This is a genomic window from Paenibacillus sp. FSL R7-0273 (assembly GCF_000758625.1).
In the GTDB taxonomy this organism is placed as follows: Bacteria; Bacillota; Bacilli; order Paenibacillales; family Paenibacillaceae; genus Paenibacillus_AQ.
The window spans coordinates 610,774-637,500 of record NZ_CP009283.1; the positions used below are offsets into that span (position 1 = coordinate 610,774).

Sequence of the window (26,727 nt, forward strand, 5' to 3'; positions counted from 1 at the left end):
ATTAGGTTGCATTTTTCCACTTAGTTATGCGAATAAGGGAACCGGGCTGGTTGAGGATAGATTTAGGAAGTACATATCACAAAAAAGCGGAGCAGGAATTTTCCTGTCCCGCTTTTTTTGTTGCCGGCTCCGGCTAGAGGGGAGACGGCTGCTTCAGCAGCTTAAGCTTCACTGCATCGACTTGTTCAGGTGCAGGAAGTTATGCGGGTAGCCGGCATCAGCACCAGTCCCGGCCTGACAGTGAAGCTAAAGCTTGAAAATACATCATGCAATAACAAGTAAATGGAGCTTTGTTTTCAGTAATTTTCAGTAAAGTGTTGACGAGAAAATACGTAAAGAGTAAAATAGTTCGTATACGAAGTATTATTCTGAACGAAAAGCGTGGTGGCCGGGTTGGAGGAAAAAGAGCGGCAGCTGGATGACATTCTGTCTTCATTCCGCTGCATCACCCATAATTATCAGCAGCTTCTCTGGAAGGATGCAGAAGAGCTTAACGTAACATCCACACAGCTTATGGTGCTGCGCAAGCTGGCTATGCATCCGGATATCGGGATTACCGAGCTTGCTGATCTGCTTCATTTAGGAAACAGCGCTGCAAGCGGAGTAGTGGACCGGATGGTTAAGGCAGGCCTGATTACAAGACAGCGGTCGGAGACAGACAGGCGCGTTGTTCATCTGGCGGCAACCGGGAAGGGGCTGGAAATCAGGGAGCGCAGCAAGCAGTCCATACGCAAGCACTTGCAGCCCCTGGAGAATATTCCTGCTGAGGATGTCAAAGAGCTGCTGCGTCTGCACGGTGAAATTATTAATATTTTAGTTCAAGGGAGAGAAAATAAGTAACTATGAGTACAATACATGCGAATACTGCGGGCGGAGCCAAAGCGATCCGCAGAGGGCCGATTATCGCCGCACTGCTGATCGGTGCTTTTGTCGCGCTGCTGAATCAGACGCTGATGAATGTAGCCCTGCCGAAAATGATGGAGGATCTGAATATTGTGGCCAATACGGCGCAGTGGCTGACAACCGGCTTCATGCTGGTGAACGGGGTGCTGATCCCGATCAGCGCCTACCTGGTGGAGAAGTTTACGACCCGCCAGCTGTTTATAACATCGATGGTCCTGTTTTCGATAGGGACGCTGATTTGTGCGGTCGGAACAGGCTTTGAGATGATTATGGTCGGACGTGTCGTGCAGGCGGTCGGCGCCGGCATTCTGATGCCGCTGATGAACATTGTGTTCCTGCGCATTTTCCCGATTGAAGAACGCGGTAAGGCGATGGGGCTGATGGCAGTAGCGATGATCTTCGCTCCGGCGGTCGGCCCGACGCTGTCCGGCTGGGTTGTACAGAACTATTCCTGGCGGGTGCTGTTCTATATCGTATTGCCGCTTGCTATATTCTCCACGTTGCTGGGGATGAAGGCGATGCAGAATGTTGGGCAGCTGACCTCTCCAAAGCTCGATAAAATCGGGATCATCCTGTCAACGCTTGGCTTTGGCGGCTTGCTGTACGGGTTCAGTGATGCCGGAACCGACGGCTGGGATAGTGCGATCGTGATTACCTGCCTGATCCTGGGGGCCCTTTCGCTGGTGCTGTTTGTATGGCGCGAGCTTACAACCGATACACCGCTGCTGGAGTTCCGGATTTTCCGTTACAATATGTATTCCCTGACTACTGTAATTAATATTATCATTACTATGGCGATGTATGCCGGTATGATCCTGCTGCCGATTTATCTGCAGACCATCCGCGGCTTTACGCCGATGGAATCGGGTCTGATGCTGCTGCCGGGTGCGATTCTGATGGGGATTATGTCTCCGATCACAGGCATTATTTTTGATAAAATCGGGGCTAGATGGCTGGCCGTTATTGGACTTCTGATTACTACGATTACGACCTGGGAGTTCAGTCAGATTTCCACCACCACCACTTACACTCACCTGATCCTGACCTATACAGCCCGGATGTTCGGAATGTCGATGCTGATGATGCCGATTGTGACAGCAGGACTTAACCAGCTGCCGCAGCGCCTCAGCTCGCACGGTACGGCAATGTCGAACACACTGCGTACGGTAGGCGGGGCGCTGGGGATGGCGCTGTTTGTCAGCCTGATGACCAACCGCACCAAGAGCAATATTGCCGATGCTGTAGCAAGCGGAGCCGTATCACAGACAGATAAGGCTGCTATGCTCAAGCTTACGCAGGAGGCGACGATCAACGGAATTACACATGCATTTACTGTGGCTACATGGGTAACGGCTGTGGCTCTGGTGCTGGCCCTGTTCATCAGGAAGACCTCGCCGCAGGCAGACTTCATTAAGACTGAGGAAGCCGAGCCTGTATTAACCAAGAGCATTAAAGCGCAGCCAGTAAAATAAATAAAACAAAAGGGACATTTCCGTCAGCCTTCCGGCTGCAGGAAATGTCCCTTTTGTTGGTTATACGGCGTCAGATGCGTTACCCTGCAGGTAAGCAGGGCGTAATCACCGGTTTGCCGGCTGCGTCGGGGGTTCGCTATAGACTGCGGCGATGCCGGCAGCAATCTCACCGAGTCTGCGGCGGATGTGCTCCGGCTCCAGTACTTCTGCTGCAGGCCCGAAGCTGAGGAGAAAGCCGTACAGCCAGTTGTCCTCCGGGTAATAGACAGTCACAGTATAGCCGCCGTCTGACTCCGGCTGAAGCTCGCTGCAGTCGAAGTAATCCTCGGCAAGATGCCGGCCGGCAGCAGAGAAGCGCAGCACAACCGGTACCGTTCCTGCCGGATCTGCCCAGCCGCGGCTCCAGGGCAGCTCACCCACAGGGATGTCCTGCCTTACGTAGCGGCGGTCCTCCTTGACCAGCGACTTCATACGCAGCAGCTTAAACAGCCTGAAATCACCGCGCCCGGTGCAGAAGCCGTACAGATACCAGGACTGTCCCTTTAATACAAGTGTATAGGGCTCAACAGAACGCCGGCTTGCAGCACCGCTGGCCGCAACATATTCAAAGGCGACAGCAGCGGATTCCTCCAGCGCCTCCTTAATCAGGGCGAGCCGTTCCTCCAGCGGACCCTGCAGCCCCCATGGTGAAAAGTCGACAATGAGCTGGGCGGTTTTGCTGCGGAAGGCGGCGGTCTGGGAGGGCGGAATGACACTGCTGATTTTTTCCATTAGGAGTGTGTGCCCGGTGCCCCCATAGGAGGAGACACTTTGCAGCGCAGTAAAAATATCAGCGAGCTCGCGCTCGGTCAGCATATTGCGGTCAAGCCGGTAGCCCTCCATCAGGCCGATTCCGCCGCCAGCCCCCTGGTAGGTCACGACGGGAATCCCGGCTCCGTTAATGCTTTCAATATCCCGGTAAATGGTGCGTACAGACACCTCGAACATATCGGCCAGCTCCTTGGCCTGGATCAGGGGGCGGTTCATCAGCAGGATGACGATGGAGAGCAGACGGTCTATTTTCAAGGGTCAGCACCTACTTTGTTATTGGCAATTACCATTAATATTATATTTTTCACGGAAGAAAGAAAAGAAAGCATTGTTATATGCTAGTAATTCGATTAATATCTAATTAGATATTATATTAATTATATTGCGGGGTACACGTTAATGGGTAAAGAAACATCCGGTATAGGCGGCAGGCTGCCGGGAGGATATTCAAAATTGTTTGCAGCCGGACTGGTCAACGGAATCGGTGACCGCTTCAGCAGTGTTGCCATGCTGGCGCTCGTCCTGCAAATGACCGGATCGGGCATGGCGGTGGGCATCTCCCTGGGTGTCAGGGTGCTGCCTTATCTGTTCATGGCTCCCCTAGGGGGAATGCTGGCAACCCGGCTGCCGCGTAAGGCTATTATGATTGCAGTTGATCTGCTGCGGGTGCCGGTTGCGTTATCCTTTTTACTGGTGGACGGAGAAGACCGGCTGTGGCTGCTGTACACAGGCAGCTTCATAATGGCTGCGGGAGAGGCCGTTTACAGCCCTGTGCGCAAGTCCTCAATCCCGCTTTTGGCTGACTCATCGGCGCTACTCAGAATAAACGCTCTGGAGCAGCTGATGAACGGAAGTGTATTGATCCTCGGGGCGTTTACCGGAGGCATTGTATCGCTGTGGTTCGGACCGGAAACTTCATTTATTGTGAATGCATTGTCCTTTCTTGTGGCAGCTTTGCTGCTGTGGGGGATTCGTTTTCCGCAGACTGGCGGCACAGGGCGGGAGGCGGGGGAGGCAGTCCGTAAGTCTGCGGATACGGGACAGGAACCGTTAGAAGCGCAGAATGTGCCGGGAGCGGGAGCGGCCGGAGAGCCACGGGCAGCAGCGCAGCTCACCGGAGGGCGGCTGCAGACGCTAAGGCATCTGGCCAAAGGGAGCCTGGTTCTGCAGATTGTAATTGCCTATGAGCTGCTGGTGCCCGTGATTAACGGCTGGGACAATGTGCTGATCAGTGTGTATGCGGTGCAGGAATTTCATGCCGGAGATGTGGGTGTGGGCGCCTTTTATGCTGCGCTGGGGATCGGCCTCAGCCTCAGCTTTTTTGCAGACAGGCTGCTGAAAAAGCGGCTGCTGGCAGCCGCATTGGCCGGGCTTATGCTGGAGGGCGTGCTGCTGATGGCAATCAGTACGAGCGGCAGCTTCATACAGGCATTTATGCTGTATATTCTGCTTTCCCTGGCTGGAGGCGTGGGCAATGCCTGTCTGGATACGCTGGTGATGCGGGAGACACCCTCCCGGCTGCAGCCGGTGATCTTTGGGATGCTGTCCGCGGCAAGCGGCACATTGCTGGGCCTTTCCATGCTCGGGGCAGGCTGGATGCTGGATTATGTAGAGCCGAGGCTGCTTGGCTGGGCCGGGGGGGCCGGGTTCACATTAATTGCGCTGCTGCTGGCCGGATATGCTGCAGTGCGGGGGGGGGATGCTGAGGAAGAGGATGCATTAACGCCAGAGGGATGGAAAGTAATCGGCAATAAAACAGCCGCCGTGTATTCCGGGAGCTTCCCGGGCGCGGGGGCTGTTTTGTCAGGACGGGGAGGCTGAGCTAACGTTCTTTGGACGTTTCTTTCAGCTTGGCTTTCAGCTTAAGCTCCGGCTTACGGCGCAGCAGATGGAGGGCGAGAAAGCGCCGGTAGCGGAATACGGCAATCAGTGCGGCAAGGGCGGCGACACCGCTGACAATCCAGAGGGCATAAACCTCGAACAGGTGAAAGATGCCCATCCATTGCGGACCGAAAACTCTGCCGATGCCCAGAAACAGGATGACCCAGATCAGAGCACCGCCATAGGCGTACATTGCGAATTTACGGAAGGGCAGCGCGGTAATGCCGGCGAAATAGCCGGTGAAATGCCGGACCCCCGGAATAAAATAGCCGATAGAAATCAGAAAGCTGCCATACCGCTCGAACCAGCGCTGTGTTTTGTCCAGCTTGGCCGGCGAGAACAGAAACCATTTGCCGTAGCGCTGGATAAAGGGCAGGCCTGCCTTCAGCCCGATAAAGTAAGTGATCGTCATCCCCGCAGTTGTTCCGGCAAAAGCCACCACAACCAGCGTCAAAAAATCCAGTCTTCCGGTATAGGAGAGAAATCCCGCAAACGCCATCGTCGTTTCTCCCGGAAAGGGCAGCGCTATAAATTCCAGAAGAAGCCCGAAGAACAGCACATTATAGCCATATTCGGCGAACAGCTCCTGTATCCACTTCAGCATTTCCATAATAAAGTCACTCTCCAAAGGCAATGCGCCTAATTCTATTTCAAAGCTTGTCTTCATACAATCTACCAATCAGATGGTGTCGTAAGCCAATAGAATGCTGGAGGTAGAGAAGATGAAGGGTAGCAAAAGAACCCGTATCCGCCGGATTGCCGTCCGCGGGTTGCTCACTATGGCTGTTGCAGTAACGGTTTTGGCCGGTTTAGGAGTCATACAGTCTCTGATTGAACGGAAAGAGGGTTCTCAGCAGGCCTTGGCTGCTGCGCCTGTACCTCTTAAGAATAAACTTCCGGCTGGCGCGGCGCAAGATAGGGCGACTCCGGCTGTAACCCAGAATAGTATTGCCCAAGATGTCCGTAGGGAGACGGTGTCCTCCGTCAAGGGCACGGTTATAGCTGCACAGCAGAATGGGACCAATGCGGCAGCAGCCGCTGCTGCGGTGCAAAAGACCGAGCAAAAGAAAGAGCAAAAGTCAGGCCAGAAGACGGTTTATCTAACCTTTGATGACGGTCCCAGCAATGTAACGCCCGCTGTGCTTAAGGTGCTGCGCAAGGAGAACGTAAAGGCGACTTTTTTTGTGCTGGGACAGCAGGCCGCAAGTCATCCTGAGCTGATTAACACGATTTGGGAGCAGGGGCATGCTATCGGTAATCATACCTATAATCATAATTATAAGGAGCTGTACAGCGGCTTCACGGCCTTCTGGAAGCAGATCAAGCAGACCGAGGAGGTGCTGCGGGAGATAACCGGCATCCGTCCCCGGCTGGTGCGTGCTCCCGGCGGAACCTACGGGCACTTTGATGCTACTTACTTTGAGCTGCTAAAAGAGGCGGGCTATTCTGTCGTGGACTGGAACGTGGACAGCGGAGACTCCAGGCGCAAGGGTGTACCGGCGGCAGAAATCCTGCAGGAGTCGGTGTCCTCGCAGGCGGAACAGGTCATTCTGCTGCTCCATGACGGGGCCGGGCATGCGGAAAGCGCCAAGGCTCTCCCGCAGATCATCTCCCGGTATAAGGCTGCCGGATACCGGTTTGGTGTTCTGGATGCAGCACAGGAGCCGGTGCAATTCAGAGTGTCTGCCAACGCACAGACAGCAGGAAGGAATACACCGTCCGAAGCTTGGATAGCATCGAATATTTTACCGAATGCGGATCTGTTCGGCCCGGGCAAGCCGCTTATTCTGGAAGTGGGCAAGCAGGAGATAAAGCTGGATCCCGGTGAGTTTAAAATCAGCAAAGGCCAGTATAAGGTTCCGCTGCGTGCAGTTATTGAGCGCCTGGGCGGCAGGGTAGGCTGGGATACGGCCAGCCGGAGCGGAAGCGTCTGGTGGAACGGGCGTGAGGTTAGGGCTGATGCGGGCAATCAACGCCTGACCCTGGTCTCGGATGACGGTACCCTCATAACGAGAAAGTCGGATGTGGAGCTGATCGGCTCCTCCCTGTGGCTTCCCTTGCGCGACCTGCTGGAAGAGGCGGGGCACCCGCTGCTGGAGGTTAAGGTAACGGCGGCGGAGCGCCGGATAAAAGCGCTTTAAGCCGGGCGTGATACAGGCATGAAGGGGATATTTAGGGTTTGGGTGCTCTTGTTCGTGGCAAGAATAGACAGTAGTAGGCTCTTGCGTACAAGCTACTTTGCGTACAGCGGAGCTAGTCTATGCCCACAAAGGGAGAATGCCATTTGTCCTCTTCATCATTAATCAATCAGCAAACAACGGAAAAGGGGGAGCTGCCTGAGCGCTCGCCGGACGTGACGGGGCTGCTTTTTCGCAGGGGCCGCAGCATGGCGGCGGAGTGGATACGGATGCTGGCGGTTACCCTTCTGCTTGGCGGCCTGTATATCTGGAGAGGCGGGGCTTCGCTGCTGTTCCTGCTGACGGTATGCGGGCTGCTGATGGCCGGCGGCTTTCTGCTGCAGGCTTTTGGACCACGGCGGTTCCGGATCACCCGCAGTATTACACCGGTGCGCCCGGTAGCGGGAGACAGTCTGCTGGTGGAGGTGCAGGTCAGCTTTGCTGCCAGGCTCCCGCTGCCTTGGATGATCATCACCGATTATTGGGGCGGCAGCTGGCACCGGGAGCTGCTGTTTCCAGGCTTCCGGCGTTCCTTCCGGTATTCCTACAGGCTCCACGAGCTGCCCCGCGGTGTTTATCAGCTGCACGGCAGCCGCATTACATGGGGAGATCCGGCGGGGCTGTTTACGGGGGAAAGCCGGCTTGAGGGACAGGATAGCCTGAAGGTGCTCCCGAGACCCCTCTTTATCGGTACAGACCGGCCGGAGAGCGGCAGACACACCGGTGATGTCCTGGTGCGACGGGGCCGGGGGAGCAGCGAGGCTGCGGATATCCGTAATTATATGCCGGGTGATCCGCTGAACCGTATCCACTGGAAGAGCAGCGCCAGCAAAGGAATGCTGCAGAGCCGGGTGCCTGAGAAGGAAGAGGCCCGCATGTCCTGTATTGTGCTGGCTAACAGTGCCGAAGATTATGAAGTTCCATTCAGCTCCCTGTCTCCGCGCAGCCGGCGGAATCATTCGGAGCCGGCCTTCGAACGGGCTGTATCCGCGGCAATGGGGCTGATGCTCTATGCTGAGCGCAGCGGCGCTTATGTGCAGCTGTTCACCGGAGGCTGGCCTGAGGGCATGGCCAGACATGAAGGGCTCGGCAAAATTCCCGGCAGAGTGCAGGAGCTGCTTACCGAGATCAGGCCCGGGGGGACAAGAAGCCTAAGCCGGCTGCTGGAGGATGCTTCACAGCAATGGATTCCCGGCATGACGGTAGCCGTCATTACGGGAAGGCTGGAGGAGGAGGCGGCCCGGGTGATTGCCCGGTTTCTGGTGCAGGGAGTGAAGGTAGAGCTGTACTACGTGTGGGATCAGGCTGCTCCTCTTCCAGGCGGCGCAGCGGCAGCAAAGCTGCAGAGCCCGGCTGCAGCTGACCGCAGGCCGGGTGAATGCAAGCCGCGGACAGCCGGAACTGTCAGCGCCAGCCTGGCCCGGCTCGGTGCGAGGGTATACTGTCTGGATTATCCGGATGCGTCAGAACGGAACAAGGAGGCGGAGGCTCATGAATTTCCGGGGAGACCCACAATGGGATAGTCCGCCGGAAGGCAAGGGAGCTGGCGCCCCTTCTTCCATTTCAGGGAGGGACAGCCTGATTCCTCAGAACCCGCCTGTACGCATATACCGGCAAGACGCAGAGCAAGCAGAGAACAGTGAGACAGACAGCGGGGCCGGGGCCCCACTGTATTACCGTCTGCTGTTCTCTTTGGCTATTATGGGGATCTTTATCAGCTGGCTGATGCCGCTGCAGCAGTCAGTGCCGGCGCCTGAGACGGCAGAGCTGCTGGAGCTTCTGATGCTTGCGGCAGGGGCACTGCTCCTGTGGGGCAGCTTCCGGGCTCCTGCAGTCATACAATTCGGGCTGCAGTCTGCAATGATCGGGCTGACCTGGTATTGGGCTTGTGACCGGAATGAAGGACCCGACTGGGTCAGGGCGTATGTGTCAGGGATTCCGCTGGATGCCGCGAGGCTTGTTACAGGCCGGGTATCGGAGCTGAGCGAGGACAGCCGCCTGCTTATCCTTATACTGGGCTGGGGGCTGCTGGTTGCCTCTGTGCAGCAGCTCGCACTGTACCGGGGGAGCACCTCGCTCTTTACAGCGGTAACCGCCGGCTATCTGCTTGTGCTCGATATTGCCTTTGGAATCAGTACTACCCGCTATGTAATGACTGCCTCCCTGCTTATTCTCTGGATGCACGGGCTGACCGGCCTGCAGCGGCTCAAAGAGTATTCAGGGCAGCGCAGCCTGCCGTATTACCGCTGGGCCGGCTTTTCCCTTCTTACTGCTGTTCTGCTGGTGGCAGCGGCGGTGACGGGCAGCATGCTGTACGGGGCGCGTCCGGCCGGTCAGCTCAACCTGCGGCCGGTCATGGAGCGGCTGGAGCACTTGGCGGATAAGGCCTCAAGCAGTGCGGAGGAAGCCGGGTCCGGCAATGCCGGTACAACAGGCTACGGGACCGGGGAAGGCGAGCTTGGCGCACCGCTGACGCCCGGTACTGCACCTGTCTTTACCGCTTCCGTAAGCCGGCCGGTGTACTGGAGGGGCGAGAGCCTGGCCTATTATGACGGCCGCCGCTGGATCCGGGAAGGGATTATGTATGAGCCGCTCAGCCTGACAGGACTTCCCTCGGAGGAAATGGCCGGGGAGCTTGCGGCTGCCGGGCCGGACAGCAGCCGGATACTGAAGCAGCGGATAGAGCTTGCTGAGCCTGCTTCCGGCGGACTGCCGCTTTTCAGCGCGGGGGCGGTAGCCGATGTAAGCCGGGTGGAGCTTGCAGACGGGAGCAAGCTTGGCTATGTGCTGGCGGATCCGCAGAAAAGCCGCCTCCGCCTGCCCGAATCCTCCGGCTCCGCTGCAATTACGGCTTATGAAGTGGAATCATTGCTGCCGGAGAATAATCCGGCGGTACTGGGCAGCCTGGGGATGGAAGATCCCCGCGAAATTTCCGGCCAGTATCTGCAGCTGCCGGCCGCGCTTCCCGGACGGGTTAGCGCACTTTCCGCCGAGCTTACTGCGGGGGCCGTGAACAGGTATGCTGCCGTTGCTGCTGTCCAGAGCTATCTCCGCAGCTCCTATCCGTATACGCTGGATACCCGGATTCCGCCGGGGGCTACGGATTTTGTGGATGATTTCCTGTTTACCGCGAAGCAGGGCTACTGCGTCCACTTCGCTTCGGCGATGACCGTCCTGCTGCGCAGCAGCGGCATCCCGGCCCGGTACGTGCAGGGCTACGGGCCGGGCACTCCCGAGCGCGGCGGCACCCGGCCTGCGCGCTTTCTTGTCACCCAGGCGGATGCCCACGCCTGGGTGGAGGTCTACTTCCCCGGCGCGGGCTGGGTGCCCTTCGACCCCACGCCGGGGACGGCCTTCGCCGCCGCAGGCCCGGCGGCGGCTGATGCAGCGGCGCTGGCCCCCGCGCCGCAGGAGGCGTCCGCGCGCAGCGCCGCGGACGCCCTGCCCGCCCTGCCGCAGGCGGGCGGAACCCCGGCGCCGCCCGCTGCCGCGGCGGCGCTGGGGCTCGCCGCCGCCTGGCGCTGGCGGCGGAGCCTGGCCCTGCTGCCGGCGGCGCTGCGCGGCGGCAGCAGGGGCCGTGAGCGGCAGCTGCGCGCAGCCGCGCTGGCCTGGCGGGGCCTGGCGGCGCGGTACGGCCCGCCGCCGCCAGGCGTGACGGCCAGGGAGTACGCAGCCTCCCTGGCCATCGGGGACGCGCGGCTGCGCACCGCGGTCCGGCAGTTCGTACGCCAGTGGGAGGCCCTGGCGTACGGCACTCCCGTCCCGCCTGCGCCCGCCGCCCGCGAGGAGGCGTCCGTCCCGCCTGCGCCCGCCGTCCGCGAGGAGCCGTCCGATCCGCCCGAGAGCCCAGCCGCCTTCATCAGCCTGTGCCTGACCATTTCCTTCCGGCTGGCCTGAGCAGAGGCGGAAATGGTCAGCTTTTCCAACAGGTTTTCAGGGATATCCGCTGAAGTCCGGCTTCCTTGAGGAGCCGGGCTTTTCTGGTCCAAAAGCTTACAAATTGCCAGTCCGCCTTTCCTTGACGGTAAGAATTAACCATGAGTATAATGAATCCAATAATCAAGGGAGGCACGTAATGAACAAGCCAAATGAAATAATCGTCGTTCTCGATTTTGGAGGACAATATAACCAACTTATCGCGCGCAGAATTCGGGACCTGGGGGTATACAGCGAGCTTCTGCCGTACAATACGCCAGTAGAGAAGATTAAAGAGCTTTCACCAAAGGGGATTGTTTTCTCCGGCGGTCCAAGCAGTGTGTATGCTGAGGATGCACCGCATGTAGATCCGGCTGTGTATGAGCTTGGCCTGCCCATTTTCGGGATTTGCTACGGAATGCAGCTTATGGCGCAGCAGCAGGGCGGCAAGGTGGAACGCGCAGCCAAGCGCGAATACGGCAAAGCGGACGTAGACTTCCAGCCGGGCTCTGTGCTTGCAGCAGGTCTTGACGGTAGCCAAACCGTATGGATGAGCCACGGGGACCACGTAGTTGAGCTTCCGGGCGGCTTTAAGCTGGATGCCGGCACCGAGAGTGCTCCGATTGCGGCAATGAGCAATGACGAGAAGAAGTTCTATGCGGTACAGTTCCATCCGGAAGTACGCCACTCCGTGAACGGCAACGAGATGATTTCGAACTTCCTGTACGAGGTGTGCGGCTGCGACGGCAACTGGACAATGGAATCGTTCATCGAGGATGCAATCAAGGATATCCGTGACAAGGTCGGCGACAAAAATGTCCTCTGCGCACTAAGCGGCGGCGTGGACTCCTCCGTTGTAGCTATGCTGATTCACCGGGCGATCGGCGATCAGCTGACCTGTATGTTTATCGACCACGGCCTGCTCCGCAAAGGTGAAGCCGAGAGCGTAATGGAGACCTTTGTCGGCAAATTTGATATTAACGTGATCAAGATTGATGCACGCGACCGATTCCTCGGCAAGCTGGCCGGCGTGTCCGATCCTGAGCAAAAGCGCAAAATCATCGGTAACGAATTCATCTACTGCTTCGACGAAGAGTCGGCCAAGCTGGGTGATTTCGCCTTCCTGGCTCAAGGTACGCTGTACACCGATATCGTAGAGAGCGGAACAGCAACAGCACAGACCATCAAATCGCATCACAATGTCGGCGGACTGCCGGAGGACATGAAGTTCAGCCTGATCGAGCCGCTGAATACCTTGTTCAAGGACGAAGTCCGCAAGCTTGGCGAAGAGCTGGGCATGCCGCATGCGATCGTATGGCGTCAGCCTTTCCCTGGTCCCGGACTTGCTATCCGTGTGCTGGGTGAGGTTACCGAAGAGAAGCTGCAGATCGTTCGTGATTCTGACTACATTCTGCGCGAGGAAATCGCCAAAGCCGGTCTGGACCGCGAAATCTGGCAGTACTTTACCGCACTCCCGAACATGAAGAGCGTGGGTGTAATGGGGGATGAGCGTACTTATTCCTACACCGTAGGCATCCGTGCCGTTACATCCATCGACGGAATGACCGCAGACTGGGCACGTATCCCATGGGATGTGCTCGAGAAAATCTCCGTCCGCATCGTCAACGAAGTCGACAACGTTAACCGTATCGTCTACGACGTAACCTCCAAGCCGCCAGCGACTATCGAGTGGGAATAGTAAGCAATTTAGAAAATACAAACTCTCTTCAGTCTGCGCTCTGCAGATTGAAGAGAGTTTTTTTTACGGCTGTTTTCAGCCCTTTTCCTTGAACATTTTTATATTTCTTTTCTGAAGAAAGTATGTACATATCCCAAAGGCTGCACCGGCAAGGAGCCAGATAAGAATGGGGACCAGCTGGATATCCAGCTTCTCACCGGCCAGAGTCGGCAGGAGAAACTCCATTAGAACCAGCATGGTCAAGCCAAACTGGGCGCCTGCGAAGATGAACTTCTTCTTCAAGGCCTTAACCGTTTGTTCATAATCCGCTTCTGCGTCATACTCCGTTTCCGCAATTCCCGTTTTTCTGAGCCTGATATGAATGTAGTAGGCTAAAAACTGGTTCACCATAAATAAGGCGATAGTGCCAAATGTAAAAGTATGATTTATCGTATCGGCTATCAGGCTGATCAGCATAAGACCGGTCGTCAGATAGAAGGCATACATACAGGCGCCGGCAAGGATCTTATAGATCTCCCCCTGCTGATATTCATCTCTCTCCTCCAAATAGCCGATAAAGGGCTTCAGCATTCTTTTCTCCAAATGGTTCAGCATGATGATTCCTCCCAAAAAAGTGTGTTTAGATCAGTGTTTAGAGCCCGTGCCAGCTTAATGCATAAATCCAAAGAAGGATTATATTTGTCATTTTCGATTAGGTTCACCGTTTGCCTGGCAACTCCAATCTCTTTTGACAGGGCAAGCTGTGACAAGCCGGACAGCTTTCTATACTCTGCGACCCTATTCATAAGCCCCTCCTAGAAAGTCATATATATGTGACTTTTATAATGACATCTTAACTGCATTCATCCAATATGTCAAATATATATGACACCTTTTATGAATTGTGTAATTTAGCAGTTGTAAAAAACGGTAGCCCCATGGTTCATCATATTCATAAAAACGCCTCATTTACGAACAATAACGAAAACATCACGTACAATGTTCGTATTTACCATTGACAAGTCATGTTAGTTACACCTAAAATAAAAAAGCGTTGAGCAGCAAAATTATTCGTATAATTTCAGGGATCGGCCTGGAAGTCTCTACGAGGTCACCGTAATGACCTGGCTACGATTAAAAAGAGCGATTCCATGGAAACCTTCGGCTCGTAAGGCTGAGGGGAGATGAGGGAGCTTCTCTTTTTTCGGGCCGGTGTCGATCAGATGCCGGCTTTTCTATGCGCTCATACACAAACACATACCTTAGGGGGAGAAACAATTGAACCGCTTTTTCAAATTGAAAGAAAACGGCACTACCGTACGTACAGAGATCATGGCCGGTATCACCACCTTTATGGCAATGGCGTACATTCTGTCCGTTAACCCAAGTACGCTTACAGCTTTCGGCCGTATCGACATGGGCTGGTATTCCGTATTCCTGGCTACAGCGCTTGCTGCAGGGATATTCACGATTGCCATGGGTTTGTTCATCAACTTCCCGGTAGCTCTGGCGCCTGGTATGGGCCTTAATGCATATTTCGCTTCCGTAATACTGGCTTCACAGACAACTGAGCATGAGTTCACCTGGCAAATGGGTCTGACCGCCGTATTCATTTCCGGTCTGATCTTCATTCTGTTAACGGTAACCAGAGTCCGGCAGCTCCTGCTTACCGCAATTCCGGACAGCCTTAAGCATGCAATTACAGTTGGTATCGGGATGTTCATCACTATTATCGGTCTTAAAAATAGCGGACTGATGACCATCGGCGTTGAAGCCGGCAGCGACATTCCTGCTAACAAATTTACAGACGTACTGTCCTTTGAGACAGTAATCCATATGGGCAGCCTGGAGAACACCAGTGTCCAGCTCGTTATCATCGGCCTCCTGCTGATTGCCATTCTGATGGTGCTGCAGGTACGCGGCGCAATCCTGTTCGGTATTCTTGGTACAACGCTCGTGGCTATTCTGATGGGCGCGGTTGATTTCAGCTCGCTGAGCAGCCCGCAGACGCCATGGATTCCGGATTTCACCCAGCTGAACTTCCTGGAATTTGACTGGGACGGCATCATGCACACCGGTATCGTATCGGCAATCGCGACCTTTACCTTTGTAGAGCTGTTTGATACCTTCGGCACACTGGTTGGTACTGCTGAACGTGCGGGTATTATGAAGAACAAAGAAGAAGGCAAGAGACGTGTTGGTAACGCAATGTTTGTAGATGCGATCGCTGTAACAGGCGGTGCAATGCTCGGTACTTCCACTACTACTGCTTATGTAGAAAGTGCTGCCGGTGTTGCTGAAGGCGGACGTACAGGTCTTACTGCCGTAACTACAGGTGTATGCTTCCTGCTCGCATTATTCCTTGCTCCGGTAGTTGCCCTGATTCCGGGTTCGGCTACTGCAGCTGCTCTGATTGTTGTTGGTGTACTTATGGCCCAATCCATCCGTGAAATTGATTTTCAGGATATGGTTTACGCTATTCCGGCCTTCCTGACCTTTGCGATTATGCCTTTCACTTACAACATCGCTAACGGGATTTCGTTCGGTATCGTTACTTATGTTATTCTGGCTGGTGTAGCCAACATTGCCGGCAAAAAGAAATATGATATCCACTGGATGATGTGGGTGCTGGCGGTTCTGATTGTTCTGCGTTATGTATTTTTCGGCAGCGCAGGCTAATGCCTTATATAGTACAACACGGCGGCTCCTTCAGAGATGAAGGGGCTGCTTTTTTATTTTCCGGACTCCGGCCCAATTTCTGCCACTTCCTGAATATTGAGCCCAGCTTGGTCTTTCCATCATCCGGTATTTAGATTATATTGTTGAAGAGGTGATGTGAGTTGTCCGGCATCTTGTCCAGGATATATAACTCCTGCAAAAACAACCCCTGGCCGCTGCTGCTGTTCGTGCTCGGGGCAATTGTTCGGATTGTGTACATAGGCTCGGTTCCGCCGGGCTTGAATCAGGATGAGGCATCCATCGGCTATGATGCCTACGCTATTCTTCATTACGGGATCGACCGCAACGGCGTTCATCTGCCAGTTCATCTTATAGCCTGGGGCAGCGGGCAAAATGCGCTTTATGCATACCTGTCCATGCCTTTTATTCTGCTGTTCGGGCTGACTCCGCTGTCTGTGCGGGCACTCAGTGTATTTATGGGGCTGGCGGGAATGATTTTCTTCTATTTAATAATGAAACGGCTATTTCCTTCCCGGACGGCAGGTATCGCTGCCATGTTCTTTATAGCCGTTAACCCTTGGCATATTATGATGTCGAGATGGGCTTTGGAATCCAACCTGTTCCCCACCCTGATTTTGATTGCATTCTACTGCCTGCTGCGGTCTGTCCAGTCTGCGGATTCACGCTGGACCTATGCTTTTACCGCTGTGCTGGCCCTATCTTTATATGCCTACGGAACGGCCTATTTCTTTGTTCCTGTGTTTGCTGCGGGATCTGCAATTCTTCTATTATACTGCAAAGCAATTAAAGTCCGGACATTGCTCTGGAATGCCCTGCTGTTTGTGTTGCTGTCCCTCCCCATATTATTATTTATAATAATCAATCATTATAATGCACTGCAGGCGGTCACAACGCCGCTGTTCACTGTTCCGAAGCTTACGATGCCGCGGGTGGAGGAGATTTCTTCTGTATTCGGCGGACAGCTGTTTAAGACTGCAGCAGGGAATTTTCATGAGTTTCTGTCTATCCTGTGGAGCGGAAGCGACGGTCTGCCGTGGAACTCCATATCCTGGTACGGTTATGCATACCCGCTTGCCCTGCCCTTCGCGCTCCTTGGGCTGATTGTCATGATCCGGGCAATCCGGAAGCACCCGCGCAAGGAGGCGGGCAGAGGGGTTCTGCTTATCTGGCTGCTGTCAGCGGTGCTGATGGCCTTTATTACAACGGTAAATATTAACCGGATCAACATTGTGTTTTATCCGCTGATTATGCTGGCGGCAGCCGGCTTCATCTGGCTCTATTCCAGAATAAAGCCGGCCGGCATTCTGGCCGCTGCTGTCTTTGCCGTCATGTTTGGCTCCTTTGCAACTGTTTATTTCCGTGATTATCCCGGACAAATCGGTCCGTCCTTCCATGAATCTGCAGGGGAGGCGATCCGTTATGCATCCCGGAACACCGGATGGAACATATTCGTAACCGATGATATCAACATGCCTTATATTTATGTGCTGTTCTATGAGCGGATTAATCCTCATGACTTTCAGGATACTGTCGTTTACAGTAACCCCGGCGGCGCATTTCAGCAGGTCACGGAGTTTGGCAGGTACAGCTTCGGCAAGCCGGCAGTGCTGGAAGCGAACTCTGCCTATGTGATTAGTAACTATTCCGGGCTTCCGGCAGCATTTAACGGAGAATATACCTTGAAGGAATTTGCCCATTATACGGTCCTTATTACCGGTGATTATGAAGGGGGTGCCTCCTCCCCGGGCCTGCCGGATAGCAGCGGGCTGCTGAACGGAGGCTTTGAGGAGGGCGCGGCCGGCTGGGTGTTTTCAGCGGGAACGGGAGTTGCCGGCAATAATCCGTACTCGGGAAGCCTGCTAGCCTATCTGGATGCAGGGGCGGACAAAACCGTTGCCCAGAGCTTCACGGTCCAGCCGGAGCCGGGAGAATATACGCTGGCCGTTATGGCAAGCGCCGGCGGCAGCGGAGGAAGGATCAGTCTGCTTGTGAACGGTAATCTGCAGGCTGAGGCGGAAGTGACAGCGGGAGATGCGTATCATGAGATACGGCTTCCGGCTGTTAACCTTAGTCAGGGAGACCTGGCTGAGGTTATTATAACCGGCGGGAACGGCTGGATTAACATTGATGAGGTGAGGTTGGAACGATGAAAAATCTACGCGCGGCCGCAGTCTTTATGCTTATGCTGCTGATGTTCGTACTTCCGGTAACCAGTATTTATGCAGAAGGGAATCTGCTGCAGAATCCCGGGTTTGAGGACGGGGAGGAGGGAGCGCCGTCCGGCTGGACGAAGGATGCCTGGATTGCCGGGGATGGCGCAGGTATTCTGTCCGTCCAGTCTGAGGAGGTTCATTCGGGCAGCAAATCGGCTGTTATCGAGAATTTTGAACCGAATCACCTGAAATGGGTTCAGACCCTTACCGTCACACCGGGCAGCTACTACAGGATTTCCGGATATATCAAAGTTGCCAGCATTGCCGGCGAAGGCTTCGGCGCCAATATATTTCCGGTCGGCATCGGCGGCGGATACCCCGCCACAACGGATACTGGCGGGGCTTGGCAATATCTTGAGTTTATCGGCCAGACCGGAAGCGAGCAGACCGAGCTTGCCGTTGGAGCAGCCCTAGGCGGCTATGCCAACCTTATTCAAGGGAAAGCCTATTTCGATGATCTGTCTGTAGAACAGCTGGAGACCCTTCCGGAGGGAGCAGGCTTCATTTCTCTAGATACCGGGACAGCCGTTCCTGCCGATAACAGTGGTACTGAAACTGTACCCCATAAGGTCTCACCGGCTAAGATCCTGCTCATCTCGGCAGCATTCAGCGTGTTTTTTGCCCTGATGTACAATAGAGGGCTGCGCAGCAGCAAGCTGCTTGGCCAGACGGACATTGTTTACACAAGATGGCTGTATGTGGCATTCGCGGGCGCCTTTATTCTGCGTATCTGGATCGGCATTACTGCACAAGGCTACGAAAATGATATGAACACCTTCATTGCCTGGGGCCAGCGTCTGGTTGACAAGGGGCCGGGCGGCTTCTACGAGGAAGGCTATTTCGCGGACTACCCGCCCGGCTATTTGTACATATTATATCTGCTGAGCGCCCTCCGCGGACTGTTCGGCCTGACGCACGGCTCGGCGGGAGAGATGCTGCTGTTTAAAATGCCGGCTATTCTTTCGGATCTTGTACTGGGCGTGCTCATTTACAAGATTGGTAGCAAGAAGCTGGGCGGCGGAATGGCTATGGGCCTGATGCTGCTGTACTTGTTCAATCCGGCTGTATTGATGGATTCCTCCGCCTGGGGGCAGGCTGATTCCTTCTTTATGATCTTCCTGCTGCTCAGCATTATGGGGGCAGCGGACAAAACCTTTATCCGTTCAGCCATCTTCTTTGCTATTGCTGTGCTTGTTAAGCCCCAGGCGCTGATCTTTACACCTGTGCTGATGTTCGCCTTTTATCATCACCGGGCCTGGAAGCAGCTGGCCTACGGCGCGCTGTACGGCCTCGGGGCCTTTATCCTGCTGGCAGCTCCATTCTTCTGGAATAACGGCGGCTTCATCGGGCTGATCGATCTGTATAAGAGTACTTTGTCATCATATCCGTATTCGACGGTTAATGCGTTCAACCTGTATGCCCTCACCGGGCCGATGTGGTCAGCGATGGATGTAACCTGGCTGGGCATCACTTACCGTGTCTGGGGTTTTATTTTTATCCTGGCCGCAGTTGCAGCAGCAGCCTATTATTCATTCCGCAAAGACCGCAAGGAGCTGTCCAAGTCTTATTTTATAGCGATCGTACTAATTGCCGTCGTCTTCGTGCTCGGCACCAAAATGCATGAGCGTTATATCTATCCGGCTCTCATTCTCTGCCTCTTCAGTTATATGGAGAGCAAGGACCGGCGGTTTCTGACGATGTTCCTGGGCTTTACGCTGACGCAATATATTAATGTCGGCTATACCCTGGCTCATCTCAATGCCGGCGGCAACCCGCCGACAGACGGGATTGTTATTGTTACATCTATAGCCAATCTCGGATTGCTGGTCTATACGCTGTATACCGGGTATATGGTATATATCCGCAAACAAATCAAGCCGCTTGCCCCTCCGGCTACAGCCGCTGAGCATTATGCAGCTGATCTGGCGCTAGCTGAAAGCATCCGGCCGCTCGAAGCCGCAGGCAAGTCCAAGTTCAGGCTGCAGCGTAAGGACTGGATCTGGATGCTTGCCATTACGGCAGTTTATACAGTCATTGCCCTGGTTAATCTCGGTTCAACTAAGGCGCCGGAAACGTTATGGGAGCCTGCAGCCATCGGCGAGAGCTTCTATGCTGATCTTGGCCAGAGCAGACAGCTGGAGAATGTAAAGATATTCGGCGGTGTAGGTACCGGTAAGTTTAAGCTCGAATTCAGCGAAACGCCGGACGTGTGGGGAAGCCCGCTGGATGTAAGCGAGGATGTCGGCAATGTCTTCATCTGGAAAAGCCAGCCGCTGAACGTAGCAGCAAGGTATGTGAAGCTTACTGTAACTTCGCCTGGATTCACTCTGAATGAAATTGCTTTCTATGAGCAGGGAGGGAACAAAACCCCGCTGCCTGTAGCCGGTGTAACTCCGGATGCCGGTGCAGCTGCCAAAAGAGGCGAGCCTGCCAATCTGTTTGATGAGCAGTCGCTAGTTCCGGCACACTCAAATTTTATGAACAGCACTTATTTTGACGAGATCTACCATGCCCGTACTGCATATGAGCATTTCCACGGCATTGTAGCTTACGAAAATACTCACCCGCCGCTCGGCAAAATTCTGATCGGAGCCGGGATGGAGCTGTTCGGCGTCAATCCGTTCGGCTGGCGGATTATCGGCACCCTGTTCGGGGCGGCGATGCTGCCGCTGATTTATATGATGGGCCTACGGCTGTTCGGCAGAACCCGTTACGCTGCGCTGGCAGCCGGATTGTTCGCGCTGGATTTCATGCATTTTACCCAGACGCGTATTTCCACCATTGATGTGTACGGCGTATTCTTCATCATGCTGATGTTCTATTTCATGCAGCGCTATTTTACAATGAACTTTTACCGTGTTCCGCTGCGCAAAACCCTGGTTCCGCTGTTTTGGGCAGGCCTCTTCTTCGGTATAGGGGTTGCGTCCAAGTGGATCGTTCTGTATGGGGGAGCCGGGCTGGCAGTTATGCTCGCGTTATCGCTGTTCGACCGCTATAGGGAATACAAGGCAGCAGGGCGTATGCTTGCAGAAGGAAAGCTGGGTGACCAGGAGATCAAGACCGCCTGCCGGACAGCCGACAGATCCTTCTGGAAGAACACTATCATTACACTTGCCAGCTGTGTCGGCTTCTTTGTCATTATTCCGGTAATAGTCTATAGCCTGTCCTTTATTCCGGTGCTGTCCGTTACTACAGAAGGCTATACTATAAAAGGGCTGATTGATGCCCAGAAGAACATGTATAACTATCACAGCCAGCTGGTAGCCACGCATCCGTTTTCCTCCTCCTGGTGGGAATGGCCGTTTATGAAACGTCCGGTCTGGTTCTTCAGCGGCGGTGAAGGACTGCCGGAGGGCCAGGTGAGCAGTATTGTTACTATGGGTAATCCGCTGATCTGGTGGACCGGGATTTTTGCAATGCTTGGCGCAGTGTGGCTTACCATCAGGAACAAAGAGAAGCACCTGTACATGCTCTGGATCGCCTTTTTGTCGCAATATGTGCCATGGATGCTCGTTCCGCGCGAGACGTTCCTGTATCACTATTTTGCAATGGTGCCGTTTATCATCCTGGCTATTGTATATGTAATGAAACAGCTGGACAGCAGGGTTCCCGGAGCCTCCAAAATCCGTTATGCTTATGTGGCTGCGGCGGCTATACTCTTCATTATGTTCTATCCGGTGCTGTCAGGAATGCAGGTTAGTGCCGACTATGTAAATATCGTGCTGCGCTGGTTCCCTTCCTGGGTATTCTAGGGAGGAGCCAGCCCTAATGAAGTAAAGCTCCATAAAACTAAGGCGTATGCTTTCGAAGCGAGTTTTGTACGAAGTAATACAGGGAAGCTCATGCTCACAAAACAAAGTGTATGCTTCCGGAGCGAGTTTTATTGCGAAGCATCTCAATGAAGTAAAGCTCCATAAAACTTTTAGGAGGAACAAAGGTGAAAGCCAGATACAGTGTAATTGTCCCGATGTACAATGAGGAGGAGGTCATCCAGCATACGTATGAGCGCCTCAAAAAGGTTATGGACGAATGCGGCGACTCCTACGAGCTGGTCTTCGTTAACGATGGCAGCCGTGACCGTACGGCTGAGATTATGCGCGGGATCAGCAGCCGTGACGGGAATGTCAAGCTGATTGACTTCTCGCGCAATTTCGGCCATCAGGTCGCGATTACCGCCGGGATGGATTATGCTGAAGGGCAGGCGGTGGTTGTTATTGATGCCGATCTTCAGGACCCGCCTGAGGTTATCCTGCAGATGATTGCGAAGTGGAAGGAGGGCTATGAGGTGGTCTACGCCAAGCGGCTTAAGCGCCACGGGGAGACTCTGTTCAAAAAAGTGACCGCCAAGCTCTTCTACCGTCTGCTGAGCAGCATGACAAGCGTGGAGATTCCTACCGATACCGGTGATTTCCGGCTGATTGACCGCAAGGTATGCGATGTGCTGCGCGGCCTGAAGGAGAAAAACCGTTATGTCCGGGGGCTGGTAAGCTGGGTAGGCTTCCGCCAGACGATGGTTGAATATGTGCGTGAGGAGCGCTTTGCCGGAGAAACCAAGTATCCGCTGAAGAAAATGGTCCGGTTTGCCCTGGACGGCATCACCTCCTTCTCTCATAAACCGCTCAAAATCGCATCCTATGTCGGCTTCTTTCTGGCCTTTTCCAGTTTCTTATATCTGTTCTTCATCCTGTTCCAAAAGCTGTTTACCACCTGGGCGGTTCCCGGCTGGACCTCCATTGTAGGCGTCAATCTGCTGTTTAACGGGATCGTGCTGATGCTGCTCGGGGTGATCGGCGAATATATCGGGCGGATCTACGATGAGTCGAAGGACCGGCCGCTGTATATTGTACGGGAGACCCGGGGGTATGAGGACGGTGAATATCCTGACAAGCGGGAAGGCAGACGTTATGAAAAATAAAAAGCTGAATGCGGGGTTTATCCAGTTCCTTAAATTTAACGCCGTAGGATTGCTCAATACATTAATCGATTTTGCAGTATTTACATTGCTCCATTCACTGGGGCTGATGAATGCGCCTGCGCAGGTTATCTCCTATAGCGCGGGTACAGCCAACAGCTTTTTCTGGAACAAAAAAGTGACCTTCCGCGACCGCGATGCTGGTAAGAGCGGCTCTGACCGGCTGCAGCTGGTGAGGTTCATCATCCTCAATCTGGCGGTGCTGGGAATTTCGGTGCTGCTGATGCATATGCTGACGGTCAGCTTCGGGATTCAGGTGCTGTTTGCAAAGGTGCTGGTTACCGGCGTTACCGTAATTATTAATTTTATTGGAAGCCGTATGTGGGTGTTCTAGGCAATTATCAGGGCAAGGGGGACCTTGTCCCGGACTAACGGAGGGATCTTCATGCGCAAGCTGTCCTATTTGATCATATTGGCAGGCGTCCTTATCATGCTGTATCCAAAAGCAAGCGAGTGGTACAACGACCGGCAGCAGGCCAAGCTGCTGGAGGAAGCAGAGCAGGCTTACAGTGAGCTGGCCCCGGCGCCTGGACCGGATTTGCAGAAGCCTTATGCTGAGGTAACCCAGCTGCTGGCTGATGAGTCGGCACAGGAGGAAGAGGCACCGCCGTCAGAAAAGCCGTCTGAGGAGATTACAGTGGGCGGCAAAATCACCGGAATTATCGAAATCGACCGGATTGAGCTGAAGCTGCCTGTTCTTGAAGGAGCAACTAAGGCTAATCTGAAGCATGCTGCTGCTCATATGAAGGAGACGGCTCCGCTGGGTGAGGTGGGGAATGCAGCCATTGCTGCGCACAGATCCAGAACGGCAGGCAGGCTTTTTAACAGGTTGGATGAAGTGAAGATCGGGGATACTATCAGAATTAAGACAAGTACAGAGGCTTATGAGTACGAGGTATATGATATTTCTATTGTGGAGCCGACAGATGTATCGGTGCTGAATGGCAATGATACGGACTCTATCCTCACTCTGATTACCTGTGATCCGCTTGTTAACCCTACGCACCGGCTGATTATCCATGCTAAATTGACTTGAGACCGGATATGCAAACAGATTTTTCACATAATAGAAAGAATTTTAATAAAAAATGTTGAAAATCTAGTAATTTAGGTATTGTATCTGGGCAGGAATATGGTAGTATATAACTATAAAAGCACGCACGATAACGGCAAACCTATCGAAAGGTAGGGACGCAAAGCTAAAGGGCCTTCCCGCAAGGATGGCAGCCAGCTACCGAATGAAGGGCTTTTTTTGTTGGCTATCTAATCCAGAATCTAGTATATTTGGAAGATTGAGAGAATAGATAAAGCTGCACACGATAACGGCAAACCTATCGAAAGGTAGGGACGCAAAGCTAAAGGGCCTTCCCGTAAGGATGGCAGCCAGCTACCGAAAGGAGTTTTATCCATGAAAAAATTCTATTTCATGCTGTTAACATTGTTCGTAGTGGTTACTTCCGTTCAGACAAGCACAGCTTCTGCTGCAACTGCAGACTCAAGCTGGTTGAATACATCGAAGCTAGACCAAGGTGTTGTTGCAGTATCCTATGATGTACCTGCTGATAAACGCATCAAACTCATGATCACTAAAGACGGCAACAGCTACACTTACAACCTGTACGCTTCCCAATCGACAGAATCCTTCCCGCTGCAGCAAGGCAACGGCACATATAAAGTATCTGTTCTGGAGAACACAACCGGCAACAAATACAAAGTAGTATCCTCAGAGAATGTAGAGCTTAAGCTCAGCAATACTAACGCTGTATACCTGAGTTCCGTGCAGAATGTTAAATGGACCTCTTCCGATAAGGCAGTACTGAAAGCTAAGCAGCTTACACAGGGCCTGACTACTGATGAAGCTAAGGTTAAAGCAATTTATAATTACATCGTAGCCAACGTTAAGTATGACAACACATTGGCTGCTACAGTAGCACAGGACTATATCCCTAGCAATGACAACACACTGCTGACTAAGAAGGGCATCTGCTACGATTATGCTTCACTATTCGCAACAATGCTGCGCAGTGAAGGTATTCCAACTAAACTGGTTATGGGTAACACCAGCTATGTATCGACCTACCATGCCTGGAATGAAGTTTTGCTTAACGGTAAATGGGTAACAATTGATACTACAGTAGACGCTGGATTGGCTAAGAACAGCAAAGATGCTGGCCTTACAAAAGTAGCAAGCAAATATAGCGCTGCTAAGTTCTATTAATAACGAAAGATATATAGTCTTATCAAGACCCCCCGCTTAGATTTTTAAGCGAGGGGTCTTTTTTTGCCGAGGGGGGTTGCTTTTTGTAAGAGATGTGGGGTATTATAGGTAAGCGTTGTTAGAGCGCGTCAAAGTTTAGCTGAAATTGACCGAATAAGAAATTTCAAAAAAAGCTTGCGCTTCTGAAACAAACGTGATATATTATAAGAGTTGCTGCTGATGAGATAATCATTAGCGACGACGAGCTTGATCTTTGAAAACTGAACAACGAGTGAGTATCGGAAATCACTTCGGTGAGATCCAAAAGTAGAGAATGTAAATTCTCGTCAGATGTTTCAAAATGAGCAATCGCTCTTTCTAAATACCAATTTGGAGAGTTTGATCCTGGCTCAGGACGAACGCTGGCGGCGTGCCTAATACATGCAAGTCGAGCGGAGTTTATCCTTCGGGGTAAGCTTAGCGGCGGACGGGTGAGTAACACGTAGGCAACCTGCCCCTTAGCCTGGGATAACTACCGGAAACGGTAGCTAATACCGGATAATTTCTTTTTTCTCATGAAGGGAGAATGAAAGGCGGAGCAATCTGTCATTAAGGGATGGGCCTGCGGCGCATTAGCTAGTTGGTGGGGTAACGGCTCACCAAGGCGACGATGCGTAGCCGACCTGAGAGGGTGAACGGCCACACTGGGACTGAGACACGGCCCAGACTCCTACGGGAGGCAGCAGTAGGGAATCTTCCGCAATGGGCGAAAGCCTGACGGAGCAACGCCGCGTGAGTGATGAAGGTTTTCGGATCGTAAAGCTCTGTTGCCAGGGAAGAACGTCCGGTAGAGTAACTGCTACCGGAGTGACGGTACCTGAGAAGAAAGCCCCGGCTAACTACGTGCCAGCAGCCGCGGTAATACGTAGGGGGCAAGCGTTGTCCGGAATTATTGGGCGTAAAGCGCGCGCAGGCGGCTATTTAAGTCTGGTGTTTAAACCTTGGGCTCAACCTGAGGTCGCACTGGAAACTGGGTGGCTTGAGTACAGAAGAGGAAAGTGGAATTCCACGTGTAGCGGTGAAATGCGTAGAGATGTGGAGGAACACCAGTGGCGAAGGCGACTTTCTGGGCTGTAACTGACGCTGAGGCGCGAAAGCGTGGGGAGCAAACAGGATTAGATACCCTGGTAGTCCACGCCGTAAACGATGAGTGCTAGGTGTTAGGGGTTTCGATACCCTTGGTGCCGAAGTTAACACAGTAAGCACTCCGCCTGGGGAGTACGGTCGCAAGACTGAAACTCAAAGGAATTGACGGGGACCCGCACAAGCAGTGGAGTATGTGGTTTAATTCGAAGCAACGCGAAGAACCTTACCAGGTCTTGACATCCCGATGAAAGCATTAGAGATAGTGCCCCTCTTCGGAGCATCGGAGACAGGTGGTGCATGGTTGTCGTCAGCTCGTGTCGTGAGATGTTGGGTTAAGTCCCGCAACGAGCGCAACCCTTGACTTTAGTTGCCAGCAGGTTAAGCTGGGCACTCTAGAGTGACTGCCGGTGACAAACCGGAGGAAGGTGGGGATGACGTCAAATCATCATGCCCCTTATGACCTGGGCTACACACGTACTACAATGGCCAGTACAACGGGAAGCGAAGCCGCGAGGTGGAGCCAATCCCAGCAAAGCTGGTCTCAGTTCGGATTGCAGGCTGCAACTCGCCTGCATGAAGTCGGAATTGCTAGTAATCGCGGATCAGCATGCCGCGGTGAATACGTTCCCGGGTCTTGTACACACCGCCCGTCACACCACGAGA

General features: G+C 53.6%; 18 protein-coding genes, 1 rRNA gene and 3 riboswitches (1 of these 22 only partly in view). Of the genes, 15 read left to right on the plus strand and 4 right to left on the minus strand.

Going from position 1 to position 26,727, the window contains the following annotated elements; genetic code table 11:
* Positions 1-393: 393 nt before the first annotated feature.
* Both R70723_RS02715 and R70723_RS02720 read left to right on the plus strand, forming a co-directional pair.
* Entirely contained in the window at positions 394-840 is a 447-nt protein-coding gene (locus tag R70723_RS02715; protein WP_052421163.1) for a MarR family winged helix-turn-helix transcriptional regulator, read from the plus strand.
* A gap of 2 nt (positions 841-842) precedes the next feature.
* A complete protein-coding gene (locus tag R70723_RS02720) occupies positions 843-2,375 on the plus strand; it encodes a DHA2 family efflux MFS transporter permease subunit (RefSeq protein WP_047171006.1) in 1,533 nt (510 codons plus the stop codon).
* Between the two features lie 105 nt (positions 2,376-2,480).
* Here R70723_RS02720 and R70723_RS02725 read toward each other — a convergent pair whose 3' ends face one another.
* Positions 2,481-3,440, minus strand: coding sequence for a helix-turn-helix transcriptional regulator (locus R70723_RS02725; RefSeq protein ID WP_039869589.1), 960 nt, complete (start codon positions 3,438-3,440; stop codon positions 2,481-2,483).
* A 144-nt stretch (positions 3,441-3,584) separates the two neighbouring features.
* Between R70723_RS02725 and R70723_RS02730 the strand changes: the two genes are divergently transcribed.
* Positions 3,585-5,006, plus strand: coding sequence for an MFS transporter (locus tag R70723_RS02730; RefSeq protein ID WP_052421164.1), 1,422 nt, complete (start codon positions 3,585-3,587; stop codon positions 5,004-5,006).
* A 1-nt stretch (position 5,007) separates the two neighbouring features.
* On the opposite strand, the gene R70723_RS02735 is transcribed toward R70723_RS02730, so the two are convergent.
* On the minus strand, positions 5,008-5,676 hold the full coding sequence (locus R70723_RS02735) for a DedA family protein (RefSeq protein ID WP_039869590.1): 669 nt from the start codon (positions 5,674-5,676) through the stop codon (positions 5,008-5,010).
* Positions 5,677-5,788: 112 nt separating this feature from the next.
* Between R70723_RS02735 and R70723_RS02740 the strand changes: the two genes are divergently transcribed.
* From R70723_RS02740 to guaA, 4 genes are all read left to right on the plus strand, one after another.
* Positions 5,789-7,207 (plus strand): polysaccharide deacetylase family protein, encoded by a 1,419-nt coding sequence (locus tag R70723_RS02740; RefSeq protein ID WP_039869591.1) that lies wholly within the window; start codon positions 5,789-5,791, stop codon positions 7,205-7,207.
* A gap of 143 nt (positions 7,208-7,350) precedes the next feature.
* Positions 7,351-8,766 carry a DUF58 domain-containing protein gene (locus R70723_RS31840; protein ID WP_052421165.1) on the plus strand — a complete coding sequence of 472 codons (1,416 nt, stop codon included), beginning with the start codon at positions 7,351-7,353 and terminating at the stop codon, positions 8,764-8,766.
* Positions 8,735-11,140, plus strand: coding sequence for a transglutaminase domain-containing protein (locus R70723_RS02750; protein WP_039869592.1), 2,406 nt, complete (start codon positions 8,735-8,737; stop codon positions 11,138-11,140). The genes R70723_RS31840 and R70723_RS02750 overlap by 32 nt, the downstream gene beginning before the upstream one ends.
* A gap of 178 nt (positions 11,141-11,318) precedes the next feature.
* Positions 11,319-12,857: a glutamine-hydrolyzing GMP synthase gene (guaA, locus tag R70723_RS02755; protein WP_039869593.1), complete on the plus strand. Its 1,539-nt coding sequence runs from the start codon at positions 11,319-11,321 to the stop codon at positions 12,855-12,857.
* 75 nt (positions 12,858-12,932) lie between these two features.
* On the opposite strand, the gene R70723_RS02760 is transcribed toward guaA, so the two are convergent.
* Both R70723_RS02760 and R70723_RS02765 read right to left on the minus strand, forming a co-directional pair.
* Entirely contained in the window at positions 12,933-13,451 is a 519-nt protein-coding gene (locus tag R70723_RS02760) for a DUF3278 domain-containing protein (protein ID WP_052421166.1), read from the minus strand.
* The gene (locus R70723_RS02765) at positions 13,445-13,642 is read right to left on the minus strand and encodes a helix-turn-helix transcriptional regulator (RefSeq protein ID WP_039869595.1); all 198 of its coding nucleotides are present in this window, start codon (positions 13,640-13,642) and stop codon (positions 13,445-13,447) included. Before R70723_RS02765 ends, R70723_RS02760 begins: the two co-directional genes overlap by 7 nt.
* A gap of 245 nt (positions 13,643-13,887) precedes the next feature.
* A riboswitch (purine riboswitch) is annotated at positions 13,888-13,987 on the plus strand.
* A gap of 127 nt (positions 13,988-14,114) precedes the next feature.
* Between R70723_RS02765 and R70723_RS02770 the strand changes: the two genes are divergently transcribed.
* From R70723_RS02770 to R70723_RS02805, 8 genes are all read left to right on the plus strand, one after another.
* Positions 14,115-15,515: an NCS2 family permease gene (locus R70723_RS02770; RefSeq protein ID WP_039869596.1), complete on the plus strand. Its 1,401-nt coding sequence runs from the start codon at positions 14,115-14,117 to the stop codon at positions 15,513-15,515.
* A gap of 161 nt (positions 15,516-15,676) precedes the next feature.
* Entirely contained in the window at positions 15,677-17,686 is a 2,010-nt protein-coding gene (locus R70723_RS02775) for a glycosyltransferase family 39 protein (RefSeq protein ID WP_039869597.1), read from the plus strand.
* A complete protein-coding gene (locus tag R70723_RS02780) occupies positions 17,683-21,501 on the plus strand; it encodes a phospholipid carrier-dependent glycosyltransferase (protein WP_052421167.1) in 3,819 nt (1,272 codons plus the stop codon). The genes R70723_RS02775 and R70723_RS02780 overlap by 4 nt, the downstream gene beginning before the upstream one ends.
* A 185-nt stretch (positions 21,502-21,686) precedes the next feature.
* Entirely contained in the window at positions 21,687-22,664 is a 978-nt protein-coding gene (locus R70723_RS02785; RefSeq protein WP_039869599.1) for a glycosyltransferase family 2 protein, read from the plus strand.
* On the plus strand, positions 22,654-23,055 hold the full coding sequence (locus tag R70723_RS02790; protein ID WP_039869603.1) for a GtrA family protein: 402 nt from the start codon (positions 22,654-22,656) through the stop codon (positions 23,053-23,055). Before R70723_RS02785 ends, R70723_RS02790 begins: the two co-directional genes overlap by 11 nt.
* 51 nt (positions 23,056-23,106) lie before the next feature.
* Complete coding sequence (locus R70723_RS02795; protein ID WP_039869606.1) at positions 23,107-23,757, plus strand: class D sortase; 651 nt, start codon at positions 23,107-23,109, stop codon at positions 23,755-23,757.
* Between the two features lie 122 nt (positions 23,758-23,879).
* Positions 23,880-23,960, plus strand: a riboswitch (cyclic di-GMP riboswitch).
* A gap of 75 nt (positions 23,961-24,035) precedes the next feature.
* Positions 24,036-24,116: riboswitch (cyclic di-GMP riboswitch) on the plus strand.
* A 13-nt stretch (positions 24,117-24,129) separates the two neighbouring features.
* Positions 24,130-24,939, plus strand: coding sequence for a transglutaminase-like domain-containing protein (locus R70723_RS02800; RefSeq protein WP_039869608.1), 810 nt, complete (start codon positions 24,130-24,132; stop codon positions 24,937-24,939).
* A 366-nt stretch (positions 24,940-25,305) separates the two neighbouring features.
* Positions 25,306-26,727: ribosomal RNA gene (locus tag R70723_RS02805) — 16S ribosomal RNA — on the plus strand (it continues 126 nt past the right edge of the window).